Here is a 12,936-nt window from a genome sequence, read left to right as displayed (position 1 = left end):
CTCGCGCAAAGAGCGCCAATAAAAACAAGGCTGGTAAGTCATTTCGTACTTGCCAGCCTTTTTTTGTATAGCTAATTTAGATTGCTGATTGGGTTAGCCATCAACAACGGGTGTTGTAAGGTCATAGCAGGACTGATATAACTGCTGCGCGGTCGCGCTGTGAAGGATTCAGGTGCGATATAAATTATAAAGAGAGGAAGAGAACAGTGAATAAATCTCAACTGATTGACAAAATTGCTGCGGGTGCTGATATTTCTAAAGCTGCAGCGGGACGTGCTTTAGATGCTTTAATTGCTTCTGTTACTGAATCTCTGCAAGCTGGGGACGACGTTGCACTGGTAGGCTTCGGTACTTTTGCGGTTAAAGAGCGTGCAGCCCGTACTGGCCGCAACCCTCAGACCGGTAAAGAGATCACCATTGCTGCCGCTAAAGTGCCGGGTTTCCGTGCAGGTAAAGCGCTGAAAGACGCAGTAAACTGATTGCTTTCCCGCTCCAGGGAAGCTGAAAAGTACAAGGGCGCATCGTTTGATGTGCCTTTTTTGTTTGTCCAGACCTGATTTGTGCGAGTTTATGCGAGTTGTGGGCTGACAATTGCCCTGTTTTCTTGTCACAATACGCCTTTACGCGCGACGGTCAGGATTTTCCGTCAGCGTCAGGTAACCAGTCACCTACAGCGGAGTGTTGTTACACCATGATGGACAGCTTACGCACGGCTGCTAACAGTCTCGTGCTCAAGATTATTTTCGGTATCATTATCGTGTCGTTCATATTGACCGGTGTGAGTAGTTACCTCATCGGCGGTGGCGCGAACTACGCCGCAAAAGTGAATGGCCAGGAAATTAGCCGTGGGCAGTTCGAGAACGCTTTTGCTGGTGAACGTAACCGCATGCAGCAGCAACTGGGCGACCAATACTCTGAACTTGCAGCCAACGAAGGCTATATGAAAAACCTGCGTCAGCAGACGCTGAACCGCCTTATCGACGAAGCGCTGTTGGATCAGTACGCGAAAAGCCTGGGTCTGGGCATCAGCGATGAGCAGGTTAAAAAAGCCATCTTCTCGACGCAGGCTTTCCAGTCTAATGGGAAGTTCGACAACGCGCGTTACAACAGCATTGTTAACCAGATGGGTATGACGGCTGACCAGTACGCTCAGGCGCTGCGTAACCAGTTGACCACGCAACAGCTGATCAACGCGGTGGTGGGCACCGATTTCATGCTGAAAGGCGAAACTGAAGAGCTGGCGGCACTGGTGGCGCAGCAACGCGTGGTGCGTGAAGCGACGATTGATGTCAACGCACTGGCAGCGAAACAGCAGGTTAGCGACGCTGAAGTTAATGCTTACTACGAGCAAAACAAGAACAACTTCATCTCTCCGGAACAGTTCCGCGTAAGCTATATCAAGCTGGATGCAGCTGCGATGCAGGAAAACGCGACTGACGCCGAGATCCAGTCTTATTACGACCAGCATCAGGATCAGTTCACTCAGCCGCAGCGTAACCGTTACAGCGTGATCCAGACCAAAACGGAAGCAGAAGCGAAAGCCGTGCTGGACGAGCTGAACAAAGGCGCTGATTTCGCCACCTTAGCGAAAGCAAAATCCACCGACATTATTTCTGCCAAAAACGGCGGTGATATGGGCTGGCTGGAAGAGTCCACTACCCCGGACGAGCTGAAAAATGCAGGCCTGAAAGAGAAAGGCCAACTGTCTGGTGTAATCAAATCCTCCGTTGGTTTCCTGGTGGCGCGTCTGGACGATGTTGTGGCGGCGAAAACCAAGCCGCTGGCTGACGTTCGTGATGATATCGCTGCGAAAGTGAAGCAGGAGAAAGCGCTGGACTCCTTCTATGCTCTGCAACAGAAAGTGAGCGATGCCGCAAGCAACGACAACGAATCACTGGCGGGTGCTGAGCAGGCTGCTGGCGTTAAAGCGGTTGAGACGGGCTGGTTCAGCCACGAAAACCTGCCGGAAGAACTGAACTTCAAACCAGTTTCAGATGCCATTTTCAATGGTGGTCTGGTCGGTGAGAACGGTACGCCGGGCAGCAACTCAGACATCATTACCGTTGACGGTGACCGAGCGTTCGTACTGCGCGTCAGCGAGCACAAAGCCGAGGCAGTGAAGCCCCTGGCGGAAGTGAAAGATCAGGTGGTGGCGCTGGTCAAACACAACAAAGCGGCACAGCAGGCAAAACTGGATGCAGAGAAAATTCTGGCCGATCTGAAAGCCGGTAAGAACGATGCGCTGAAAGCGGCTGGCCTGAGCTTTGGCGAAGCAAAAACGCTGAGCCGTACCGGTCAGGATCCTGTCAGCCAGGCGGCGTTTGGCCTGAGCCTGCCGGCGAAAGACAAACCTGTCTATGGTACCACGACCGATATGCAGGGTAATGTGGTGCTTTTGGCGCTGGATGAAGTAAAAGCCGGTACGCTGCCAGACGCGCAGAAGAAGGCCATGGTTCAGGGAATTACCCAGAACAATGCCCAGATTGCTTTCGAAGCGATGATGAGCAACCTGCGTAAAGAAGCCAAAATCAAACTGGGTGATGTGGTCACTCAGGAGCAATAATTACGTATCTGCTCGCAGATTTTCGTAACGCTCTGCAAAAACTAAAGGCCGCTTTCGCGGCCTTTTCCATTTCTGCAATCTGTTGTTTGTCCCTGTTTTCCCGTGCGGTTATCGTGGCGTGGCTGTCAACAAACAAGGAGAAAACAGCATGAAATGTGGAATCAAAGCACTGTTAATTACACTGGCTATTGCCACTTCCGGGATGAGTGCGGGCGCGCTGGCGGCGTCCCCCTCGGTTAAAGCGCAGGCTGCACAAAACCAGGCCGATGCAACGTCACAAGGTCATGTTAAAGCCAACGCGACGGCCAGCACGAAAGCCATTGAGGACGAGGGTACGCGGGTCAGTATCAATACTGCCTCTGCGGACGATCTTGCCCGCGTTATGAATGGTGTGGGTCTAAAAAAAGCGCAGGCCATCGTCAGCTATCGTGAAGAGTATGGCCCTTTCAAAACCCTTGACGATCTCAAGCAGGTGCCGGGTATGGGCAGCGCGCTGGTTGAGCGCAATCTCGCACACCTGACGCTGTAATCGCGTAATCACTTGCACTGCGGCAAAAATTTGCCAGGATAAAGAGGTCATACCAGTTATGACCTCTGAACCTATAACAACGAAAGGCTATTGCGCTATGCAGACACAAATCAAAGTCCGTGGTTATCACCTCGATGTTTACCAGCACGTCAATAACGCCCGCTACCTTGAATTTCTTGAAGAGGCGCGCTGGGACGGCCTGGAGAACAGCGAAAGCTTCCAGTGGCTGACCGCACACAACATCGCGTTTGTGGTCGTCAATATCAACATTAACTACCGCCGCCCGGCTGTGCTGGGGGATGTGCTCACCGTGACCAGTGAGGTCCAACAACTGAATGGCAAAAGTGGTGTATTGAGCCAGGTCGTTACGCTGGAGCCAGAAGGGCAGGTGGTGGCCGATGCGCTGATCACCTTTGTCTGTATCGATCTCAAAACCCAGAAAGCGTTGCCGCTGGAAGGGGAGTTGCGCGAAAAGCTGGAGCTGATGATCGCGTAAGAAATGTTCAGGAATAACTGTGCTGTCGACACTTACCGTTCGACAGCACGGTCAGGTAGCCCTTATTTCAGCCCGGTCTTTTTCTGCATCGCGGCCATCACGCCCGCTTTATCCGCAAAATAATGATTCAGACCGTTCGCGCGCAGGTTACAGGCGGCACACTGCCCGCAGCCGTCCCCTTTAATGCCGTTGTAGCAGGTCAGGGTCTCGTTGCGAACAACATCCAGCTTGCCCCAGTAGTCGGCCAGGGCCCAGGTTTCAGCCTTATCCAGCCACATCAGCGGCGTTTCGAAGCGGGTCTCTTTTGCCATTCCCAGATCGACGGCGTGATTGAGTGCTTTCACGAATTCATCCCGGCAGTCCGGGTAGCCAGAGAAGTCGGTCTCACACACGCCCGTGATCACCGCTTCGGCTTTCACCTGGTAGGCATAGATCGCCGTCAGGGTCAGGAAGAGAATGTTGCGGCCCGGTACGAAGGTGTTCGGAATGCCGCTGGCATCCGGTTCGTAATCAGGCACCGGAATGCTGTCGCGGGTGAGGCTGCTGACGGCCAGTTCATTTAACAGCGTCACGTCCAGCACTTTATGAGCGCGGGCGCCCAGTTTGAGGGCCAGTTCACGAGCGACATCGATTTCAGCGCGATGACGCTGACCATAATCAAAAGTGACGCAGTGCACTTCATCATACTGGTGAAGCGCCTGAATCAGGCAGGTGGTGGAATCTTGTCCTCCGCTGAACACGACGACGGCACGTTTCATAGATCATCTCGACAGTTACAGTAAAAGCGTCATGTTAACGCCTGGCTAAAGCGGCGACCAGCTTCTTCACGCGTTTGGGGGAGGAAGCCAGGCTTCGGTGAAGTCAAACCAGCCGCGAGTGTTAAGGCGTATGCCGTTGACGCCCGGAGGCGCGCTGATTTGATACTGGTAGTTAAAGAGCGGCGTCAGGACGGCTGTCTCCATTAACCGGCTGAAGATAGCCTGAAGTCCTGCGTGTCGGTCACGTTCGTCGGCCTGCGTCTGCACCGCATCCAGCGTGGCCTGCAAATGGGCGTATGCCGGTGCGCTCAGCAGATGCGGCCAGAGCGCATCGCAGCGGAGCCACTGCTCAAGCGTGTACGCTGGCGCTTCGCCAATCAGTCTGTCTCCCATCATGATGTCTGCATCGGCAAGCTGCTGGCACCCGTCCCACGTTTTGGCGTCGTGAAAGATGACGGTCAGTTCACAACCCTGCCGCGCAAGGTATGCTTTTAACTGGCTGGCCATGGTGTGAAGCTCAACCGGCAGGTGGTAGACGAGCGTCAATGCCTCTGGCAGCGCAACGTCGGTTAAATCAGGCCATTGGGGGATCGTCCAGCCGGGAAGCAGTTCCTCGGTAGGGGTGATGAGCCCTTCGTTCAGGGGAAGCGTGTGCAGCAGCGTTGAGAGATGAATGATATTAATCAGCCGCTTTGCCTGAAGTTCGCTCAGACGCGGGCTCTGTTTCAGCGTGAGGTAGCAGAAACCCAGACTGGTGCTGTTACTCACCAGCCGCAGGCTGGCCAGCTCGTCGGCCTCGCCAATGGCGATTTGCACCGGGTGGCGACAGCTGGTGCCCAGACTGTAGTCAAAAAGCTGGGGCGTGATCCAGTACTCGATAGCCTTAAGCAACGGATGGCCAAGGTGATACTGCTCGTGGCTTTCCAGACGCACCAGTTCAGGCTCAAAAACGCTCAGCCGGAAGGGACCGCTGCCCACCACGGGGTAATCGGGATGCGCCAGACGGCTACAGTAGGTTGCCAGCCTGTGCGCCAGCCAGTAGTCAGGTTGATGGAGAATAAACGTCAGGCACTGCGGATGCGTGGTTTCGATACGTAAGACGCTGCGGAAAAGCGTGCCCATGCCGGGCTGCGATAACAGCGCCGTCAGGCTTTGCCGGAGCTGTGCCGTCTCTATTTTATCGCCGTTATGCCAGTGCAGGGTGGAGCGAATGTAGAAATGCCAGCGCAGNCCCATGCCGGGCTGCGATAACAGCGCCGTCAGGCTTTGCCGGAGCTGTGCCGTCTCTATTTTATCGCCGTTATGCCAGTGCAGGGTGGAGCGAATGTAGAAATGCCAGCGCAGGCCGTCAGCGGAGATTTCCCAGTGATGCGCCAGATCGCCCGTGGGTTCACTGCTGTTACCATTAAAACGCGTCAAACCAGAGAATACCTGTCCCGCCAGATGCTGCTCCGCCCGGCCAGGGAGAAACCCTGGCTGAAGCGGCTCCAGCGAGCGATAGTAGGGAATACGCAGCGTCGGCGTATCGTTCTGCCACTGCCCGCCCATAAACGGATGCAGCAGCGATCGCAAATCTTCAGGCGCGAGCTGGGCCAGCTCCAGCGCGTTGTGCTGCTGTCCACTTTTCAGGGCCTCTTCCATCATCGTATTACGCAACGAGTCCGGGGTGACGTGAAAGCGTAATTCCCCACGCTTACCTCGTCCGGAGCGGGCGTGCCAGCTTAGCCAGCCCGCCTCCTGCGCCTGGCGCAGCAGGGTGCGAACATGTCGCTCGCTGCAAAAGCAGCGGCTGGCAAGTTCACTGATGGTAACCTGCTGCGGTGCGCCGGCGGAAGGGTGCCACAGACGCTGATACTGGTTAAGACGATTAAGCTGGCGCATGAAAAACCCGGAACAATAATTATCATCTATTCACTATTACTTCCGTATATCTCACGTAATACTGATGCACAAGTTAACCGCATCACATTTCGGGAGTAATTATGGCTCGGCTCGCTGCATTTGATATGGACGGCACGCTGTTAATGCCGGATCACCGTTTAGGGGAGAAAACCCTGAACACACTTAAGCGCCTGCGCGAGCGTGAAGTCACCCTGACGTTTGCCACTGGTCGTCATGTTCTCGAGATGCGCCATCTGCTGGGAACATTTGCCCTCGATGCGTTCCTGATCACCGGCAACGGGACGCGCATTCACTCCGTCGACGGCAATATGCTGCACCGTCAGGATCTGAATCCGGAAGTGGCGGACATTGCCCTGCACAGCACCTGGGATACGCAGGCCAGCGTGCATGTTTTTAATGATGAAGGCTGGTTTACCGGGCGTGAGATCCCGGCCTTGCTGCACGCTCACGTTTACAGCGGCTTTAAATATCAGCTTATCGATTTGCGCCGCATTCCGGCACACAAGGTGACCAAGATCTGCTTCTGTGGCGATCACGACGATCTCTGCCGCCTGCGTATTCAGCTTAACGAGGCGCTGGGCGACCGGGCGCACCTGACCTTCTCGGCGGTGGACTGCCTTGAAGTGCTGCCGGTGGGCTGTAACAAAGGATCTGCGCTGGCGGTGCTGAGCGATCATCTGGGGCTGACGATGCAGGACTGTATGGCCTTTGGTGACGCCATGAACGACCACGAGATGCTGAGCAGCGTAGGGCGTGGGCTGATTATGGGGAACGCGATGCCGCAACTTATCGCCGCGCTCCCGCATTTACCGGTTATCGGACACTGTCGTAACGAAGCGGTGTCCCATTTTTTGACACATTGGCTGGACAAAAATAACCTCCCATATTCCCCCGAATAGTGAGACCCTTCCAGCAAGCCAGGCTAAAGCCTGGCTTTTTTTTATTTCACCAGCTGCGAAATCTGCGCTTTCCACGGTTCTACATCGCCAATATTGGCCTGTACCCATTCTGCGTTGTAATAGGTGTCCAGGTAGCGCTCCCCGCTGTCACACAGCAGCGTGACGACAGAGCCGGTACGGCCTTCTTCGCGCATCCTCGCGGCCAGCTGTAGCGCGCCCCACATATTGGTGCCGGTGGAAGCCCCGACTTTACGGCCAAGCTGTGTCTCCAGCCAGTGCGCCGTCGCGACGCTGGCGGCGTCCGGCACGCGGAGCATCTCATCCACAACGTCCGGAATGAACGAGGGTTCGACGCGCGGGCGACCAATCCCTTCGATCTTGCTCCCCACGGGGCTGCGCAGGCTGGCATCGCGGGATTGCCAGTAATCGAGGAACACCGAGTTTTGCGGGTCAACCACCATCAGCTGCGTATCATAACCCTGACAGCGGATATAACGTCCGATGGTGGCGGAGGTTCCGCCCGTGCCCGCGCTCATGACAATGTAAGAGGGAACAGGATGCGGCTCGTGGGTCATCTGGCGGAAAATGCTGTCCGCAATGTTATTATTGCCGCGCCAGTCGGTGGCGCGCTCGGCGAAGGTGAACTGGTCCATATAGTGACCATTCAGTTCGCGGGCCAGCATTTCGGAGGCCGCATAGATTTCGCAGGCGCTTTCCACAAAGTGGCAGCGTCCGCCGTAAAATTCGATCTGTTCGACTTTACGTTTCGCCGTGCAGGAGGGCATCACGGCGATAAACGGGAGGCCCAGCAGGCGGGCAAAGTAGGCTTCGGAGACGGCAGTTGATCCGGACGACGATTCAATAATCGTGGTGCCTTCTTTAATCCAGCCGTTACATAAACCGTATAAAAAGAGTGAACGCGCCAGGCGATGCTTCAGGCTGCCGGTAGGATGGGTGCTTTCATCCTTCAGGTAAAGCTGAATGCCGGGAAATCCAGGCAGAGGCAGGCGGATCAAGTGGGTGTCTGCCGAGCGCTGATAGTCGGCATTTATTTCGCTGATGGCATGTTTAACCCAGGTGCTATTCATCGTAGTTATCCGTTTGTCATTTTGTGCCCAGCATAGCGAAAAGCACAGAAAAAATTGTTGCTATCTGACCTTTAAAATAGAATGTAAGGAGAATAATTTTCTCTTCGAGGTGGCTATGTTAGATAAAATTGATCGTAAGCTGCTTTCTTTGCTGCAAAGCGACTGCACCCTCTCTTTGCAGGCGCTGGCAGATGCCGTTAATCTGACCACCACACCGTGCTGGAAGCGCCTCAAGAAGCTGGAAGATGATGGCATTCTGCTGGGACGCGTGGCGTTGCTGGATCCCGAAAAACTGGGGCTTGGACTGACCGCCTTCGTCCTGATAAAAACGCAGCATCACAGTAGCGAATGGTACTGCCGCTTCGTCACCCAGGTTTCCGACATGCCCGAAGTGCTCGGCTTCTGGCGCATGGCGGGGGAATACGACTATCTGATGCGCGTTCAGGTGGCAGACATGAAGCGCTACGATGATTTCTACAAGCGGCTGGTCAATAGCGTACCAGGCTTGTCCGATGTCACCTCCAGTTTCGCCATGGAACAGATTAAATACACCACAGCGTTACCCATTGAATAACTTCTTAAAATACCTTCAGGAAAAGACCGCGTGCGATTATTTGCCCAATTAAGCTGGTACTTTCGTCGGGAGTGGCAACGCTACCTCGGCGCGGTGGCCCTGCTTATTATCATTGCCATTCTGCAACTAATCCCGCCCAAAGTGGTGGGTTACGTCGTGGATGGCGTTACGGAACAACATTACACCGCCGCACGGGTGATGATGTGGGGCGGTACGCTGGTGCTGACGGCCGTGGTGGTTTACCTGCTGCGTTATGTCTGGCGCGTGCTGCTGTTCGGCGCGTCCTATCAGCTTGCCGTTGAGCTGCGTGAGGACTTTTACCGCCAGCTGAGCCGCCAGCACCCTGAGTTTTATCTGCGTCACCGTACCGGGGATCTCATCGCCCGCGCCACTAACGATGTAGACCGCGTGGTGTTTGCCGCCGGTGAAGGGGTGCTAACGCTGGTGGATTCCCTGGTGATGGGCTGTGCGGTACTGATTGTGATGTCTACGCAAATTAGCTGGGAGCTCACGCTGCTGGCGCTGCTGCCGATGCCGCTGATGGCGCTGGCAATTAACCGCTACGGCGAGCAGCTCCATGAACGCTTTAAGCTGGCGCAGGCGGCGTTCTCGTCGCTGAACGATCGCACCCAGGAGAGCATGACCAGCATCCGCATGATTAAAGCGTTTGGTCTGGAAGACCGCCAGTCCGCGCTGTTTGCCGCCGACGCCGCCGATACCGGCGCGAAAAACATGCGCGTGGCGCGTATTGATGCCCGTTTCGATCCGACAATTTATATTGCGATTGGCATGGCGAACCTGCTGGCAGTGGGCGGCGGCAGCTGGATGGTGGTGCAAGGCACGATGACCCTCGGGCAGTTAACCAGCTTTGCGATGTACCTTGGGCTGATGATCTGGCCGATGCTGGCGCTGGCCTGGATGTTTAATATCGTTGAACGCGGGAGCGCCGCTTACAGCCGTATCCGCGCCATGCTGGCGGAAGTGCCGGTCGTGAACGATGGCAGCGAGCCGGTGCCGGAAGGTCCGGGTATTCTCAAGGCTGATATCCGCGCCTTTATCTACCCGCAAACGGAACATCCGGTGCTTGAGAACGTCAGTTTCACGCTGCGTCCTGGTCAGATGCTGGGCATCTGTGGCCCGACGGGTTCCGGTAAAAGCACCATTCTGTCACTGATTCAGCGCCATTTTGACGTGAGCGAAGGCGATATCCGTTTCCACGACGTCCCTCTGCCACGTCTGCTGCTGGATGACTGGCGCAGCCGCCTGGCGGTCGTCAGCCAGACGCCGTTTTTGTTTTCAGACACCATTGCCAACAATATCGCGCTCGGGTGTCCGACGGCGACACAGGACCAGATCGAGCACGTGGCGCGTCTGGCCAGCGTCCACGAGGATATTCTGCGCCTGCCGCAGGGCTACGACACGGAAGTGGGTGAGCGGGGCGTTATGCTCTCCGGCGGACAAAAACAGCGTATCTCTATTGCCCGCGCGCTGCTGCTGGACGCTGAGATCCTGATACTGGATGATGCGCTGTCCGCGGTTGACGGACGTACTGAACATCAAATTTTGCATAACCTTCGCCAGTGGGGAGAGGGGCGCACGGTCATTATCAGCGCGCACCGTCTGTCGGCCCTTACCGAAGCCAGTGAAATTCTGGTGCTTCAGCACGGGCATATTGCTCAGCGTGGTCAGCATGAGCAGCTTGCCGGGCAGACCGGATGGTATCGGGATATGTACCGCTATCAACAGCTTGAAGCCGCGCTGGATGAGGAGGTCGCCGATGCGTAAGTTTGGACAGATGTGGCCGACGTTAAAACGGCTGCTGGCCTATGGCTCACCGTGGCGCAAACCGCTTTCCATCGCCGTGCTGTTGCTGTGGATCGCCGCGATTGCGGAGGTGACCGGTCCGCTGCTTATCAGCTATTTCATCGACAATATGGTGGCGAAAAACTATCTGCCGCTGGGGCTGGTGGCGGGGCTGGGCGTGGCGTATGTCGGCCTACAGCTGACGGCGGCGGGGCTGCACTATGCGCAGTCGCTGCTGTTTAACCGGGCTGCCGTGGGCGTGGTCCAGCAGCTACGCACGGATGTGATGGATGCCGCGCTGCGCCAGCCGCTGAGCGAGTTTGATACCCAGCCGGTCGGACAGGTTATTTCGCGCGTCACCAATGACACCGAGGTGATCCGCGACCTCTATGTAACCGTTGTCGCAACGGTTCTGCGCAGTGCCGCGTTAATTGGCGCGATGCTGGTGGCGATGTTCAGCCTGGACTGGCGTATGGCGCTGGTGGCGATCGCTATTTTCCCGGCGGTGCTGATTGTGATGGTAATTTACCAGCGCTACAGCACGCCGATTGTTCGTCGCGTGCGCGCTTACCTCGCAGATATCAATGATGGCTTCAACGAAGTAATCAACGGCATGAGCGTTATCCAGCAGTTTCGCCAGCAGGCGCGTTTTGGCGAGCGAATGGGAGAAGCCAGCCGCTCGCACTATATGGCGCGGATGCAGACGTTACGGCTGGATGGCTTCCTGTTACGCCCGCTGCTGAGCCTCTTCTCTGCGCTGGTGCTGTGCGGGCTGTTGATGCTGTTTGGCCTGACGACGCGCGGAACCATCGAGGTGGGGGTACTGTACGCATTTATCAGCTACCTTGGACGCCTTAACGAACCGCTGATTGAACTCACCACGCAGCAATCGATGCTGCAACAGGCAGTGGTCGCGGGCGAACGTGTATTCGAGCTGATGGACAGGCCGCGTCAGACCTATGGCGATGACGAACGCCCGCTGGAAAGTGGATCCATAGCGTTTGATCATGTCTCGTTTGCCTACCGCGACGACCAGCTTGTCTTGCAGGATATCAACCTCGAGGTACCGTCGCGCGGTTTTGTCGCCCTGGTTGGGCATACCGGTAGCGGCAAAAGCACGCTCGCCAGTTTGCTGATGGGCTACTATCCGTTGACGCAAGGGGAGATCCGTCTGGACGGACGGCCGCTTGCCGCGCTTAGCCACAACGCGTTACGTAAGGGCGTCGCGATGGTGCAGCAGGATCCGGTGGTACTGGCGGATACCTTTTATGCCAACGTGACGCTGGGACGACCTTTCACGCCTGAGCAGGTATGGGAGGTGCTGGAAACGGTACAGCTTGCGGATCTGGCGCGCGGGTTAAGCGAGGGGATCCATACCCGGCTGGGTGAGCAGGGCAATAATCTCTCGGTCGGGCAAAAGCAACTTCTTGCGCTGGCGCGCGTGCTGATTGAGACGCCACAGGTGTTAATTCTGGATGAAGCGACCGCAAGCATTGACTCCGGTACCGAGCAGGCGATCCAGCAGGCGCTGGCTGCCGTGCGGGATCGCACTACGCTGGTGGTGATCGCCCACCGCCTCTCAACCATCGTCGATGCCGATACCATTCTGGTGCTGCACCGTGGCCAGGCCGTTGAACGGGGGACGCACAGAGCGCTGCTTGAGGCAAAAGGACGCTACTGGCAGATGTATCAGTTGCAGCTGGCAGGCGACGAACTGGCCGCCAGCGAGCGCGAGGAAGAGTCACTCAGCGCCTGATGCACCATAACAAGGCAATGCGCTAACAGACTTAACCGTTGGTGCAAAACTGAAACGCACCCTGCACTGCCATGGTGCGTTTTTTTTCATCCCTACCCGGCGCATGCGCGCCGCGGCGCTTTCCTCCTCACCTTTCACTTCTGGCACACCCTTTGCAATATCCCTTTCGTGTTAGCTGCGGCCATTACCGAATTCTGACTGGAGGGGATATATGAAGCTGGTTACGGTGGTAATCAAACCATTCAAACTCGAAGACGTGCGTGAAGCGCTGTCTTCCATGGGTATTCAGGGACTGACTGTCACCGAAGTGAAAGGCTTTGGGCGTCAGAAAGGTCATGCCGAGCTTTATCGCGGGGCGGAATACAGCGTTAACTTCCTGCCAAAAGTGAAGATTGATGTGGCGATTGCCGACGATCAGCTTGATGAGGTGATTGATGTCGTCAGCAAAGCAGCCTACACCGGAAAAATTGGCGACGGCAAAATTTTCGTTGCCGAACTACAGCGCGTCATTCGCATCCGTACCGGCGAATCTGACGAAGCGGCGTTGTAAGTAACTCCTGGCACACAG

At 56.0% G+C, this 12,936-nt stretch carries 12 protein-coding genes; 9 read left to right on the top strand and 3 right to left on the bottom strand.

The genetic code is table 11. From position 1 onward, the window contains the following. Positions 1–206 precede the first annotated feature (206 nt). From hupB to ACJTMZ_RS08285, 4 genes are all read left to right on the top strand, one after another. Positions 207–479, top strand: a complete 273-nt coding sequence (gene hupB, locus ACJTMZ_RS08300) for a nucleoid-associated protein HU-beta (protein WP_002444653.1) — start codon at positions 207–209, stop codon at positions 477–479. 212 nt (positions 480–691) lie between these two features. Then, entirely contained in the window at positions 692–2,563 is a 1,872-nt protein-coding gene (ppiD, locus tag ACJTMZ_RS08295) for a peptidylprolyl isomerase (RefSeq protein WP_252010927.1), read from the top strand. A 148-nt stretch (positions 2,564–2,711) separates the two neighbouring features. After that, complete coding sequence (locus tag ACJTMZ_RS08290) at positions 2,712–3,092, top strand: helix-hairpin-helix domain-containing protein (protein WP_017383193.1); 381 nt, start codon at positions 2,712–2,714, stop codon at positions 3,090–3,092. Between the two features lie 97 nt (positions 3,093–3,189). After that, complete coding sequence (locus tag ACJTMZ_RS08285; protein ID WP_017694410.1) at positions 3,190–3,588, top strand: YbgC/FadM family acyl-CoA thioesterase; 399 nt, start codon at positions 3,190–3,192, stop codon at positions 3,586–3,588. A 62-nt stretch (positions 3,589–3,650) separates the two neighbouring features. On the opposite strand, the gene queC is transcribed toward ACJTMZ_RS08285, so the two are convergent. Further along, the gene (queC, locus tag ACJTMZ_RS08280; RefSeq protein WP_015571271.1) at positions 3,651–4,346 is read right to left on the bottom strand and encodes a 7-cyano-7-deazaguanine synthase QueC; all 696 of its coding nucleotides are present in this window, start codon (positions 4,344–4,346) and stop codon (positions 3,651–3,653) included. Positions 4,347–4,412: 66 nt separating this feature from the next. Next, a complete protein-coding gene (locus ACJTMZ_RS08275; RefSeq protein WP_408626898.1) occupies positions 4,413–6,227 on the bottom strand; it encodes an SgrR family transcriptional regulator in 1,815 nt (604 codons plus the stop codon). A gap of 101 nt (positions 6,228–6,328) precedes the next feature. On the opposite strand from ACJTMZ_RS08275, the gene cof reads away from it, so the two are divergent. Beyond that, entirely contained in the window at positions 6,329–7,147 is an 819-nt protein-coding gene (gene cof, locus ACJTMZ_RS08270) for an HMP-PP phosphatase (protein ID WP_408626897.1), read from the top strand. A gap of 41 nt (positions 7,148–7,188) precedes the next feature. Here cof and ACJTMZ_RS08265 read toward each other — a convergent pair whose 3' ends face one another. Then, on the bottom strand, positions 7,189–8,235 hold the full coding sequence (locus ACJTMZ_RS08265) for a PLP-dependent cysteine synthase family protein (protein WP_017694408.1): 1,047 nt from the start codon (positions 8,233–8,235) through the stop codon (positions 7,189–7,191). A 115-nt stretch (positions 8,236–8,350) separates the two neighbouring features. Between ACJTMZ_RS08265 and ACJTMZ_RS08260 the strand changes: the two genes are divergently transcribed. The 4 genes from ACJTMZ_RS08260 (at position 8,351) to glnK (ending at position 12,918) form a co-directional block, all read left to right on the top strand. Continuing rightward, complete coding sequence (locus ACJTMZ_RS08260) at positions 8,351–8,809, top strand: Lrp/AsnC family transcriptional regulator (protein WP_015571267.1); 459 nt, start codon at positions 8,351–8,353, stop codon at positions 8,807–8,809. Positions 8,810–8,839: 30 nt separating this feature from the next. Further along, positions 8,840–10,594 carry a SmdA family multidrug ABC transporter permease/ATP-binding protein gene (locus ACJTMZ_RS08255; RefSeq protein ID WP_017383197.1) on the top strand — a complete coding sequence of 585 codons (1,755 nt, stop codon included), beginning with the start codon at positions 8,840–8,842 and terminating at the stop codon, positions 10,592–10,594. Continuing rightward, entirely contained in the window at positions 10,587–12,368 is a 1,782-nt protein-coding gene (locus ACJTMZ_RS08250) for a SmdB family multidrug efflux ABC transporter permease/ATP-binding protein (RefSeq protein ID WP_023296031.1), read from the top strand. The genes ACJTMZ_RS08255 and ACJTMZ_RS08250 overlap by 8 nt, the downstream gene beginning before the upstream one ends. A gap of 211 nt (positions 12,369–12,579) precedes the next feature. Continuing rightward, positions 12,580–12,918, top strand: a complete 339-nt coding sequence (glnK, locus tag ACJTMZ_RS08245; protein ID WP_006809867.1) for a P-II family nitrogen regulator — start codon at positions 12,580–12,582, stop codon at positions 12,916–12,918. Positions 12,919–12,936 lie beyond the last annotated feature (18 nt).

This window comes from Enterobacter sp. DN (assembly GCF_046054285.1).
Lineage (GTDB): Bacteria > Pseudomonadota > Gammaproteobacteria > Enterobacterales > Enterobacteriaceae > Enterobacter > Enterobacter hormaechei_C.
The sequence above is the reverse complement of the archived record's forward strand: the minus strand, read 5'-3'. Positions and strand labels throughout refer to the sequence as shown.

Bases quoted from the DNA above. Each gene is read 5' to 3' on its own strand.
- queC (WP_015571271.1), bottom strand. From the start codon at position 4,346: ATGAAACGTGCCGTCGTCGTGTTCAGCGGAGGACAAGATTCCACCACC.
- ACJTMZ_RS08265 (WP_017694408.1), bottom strand. From the start codon at position 8,235: ATGAATAGCACCTGGGTTAAACATGCCATCAGCGAAATAAATGCCGAC.
- ACJTMZ_RS08285 (WP_017694410.1), top strand. From the start codon at position 3,190: ATGCAGACACAAATCAAAGTCCGTGGTTATCACCTCGATGTTTACCAG.
- cof (WP_408626897.1), top strand. From the start codon at position 6,329: ATGGCTCGGCTCGCTGCATTTGATATGGACGGCACGCTGTTAATGCCG.
- ACJTMZ_RS08290 (WP_017383193.1), top strand. From the start codon at position 2,712: ATGAAATGTGGAATCAAAGCACTGTTAATTACACTGGCTATTGCCACT.
- ppiD (WP_252010927.1), top strand. From the start codon at position 692: ATGATGGACAGCTTACGCACGGCTGCTAACAGTCTCGTGCTCAAGATT.
- ACJTMZ_RS08250 (WP_023296031.1), top strand. From the start codon at position 10,587: ATGCGTAAGTTTGGACAGATGTGGCCGACGTTAAAACGGCTGCTGGCC.
- glnK (WP_006809867.1), top strand. From the start codon at position 12,580: ATGAAGCTGGTTACGGTGGTAATCAAACCATTCAAACTCGAAGACGTG.
- ACJTMZ_RS08260 (WP_015571267.1), top strand. From the start codon at position 8,351: ATGTTAGATAAAATTGATCGTAAGCTGCTTTCTTTGCTGCAAAGCGAC.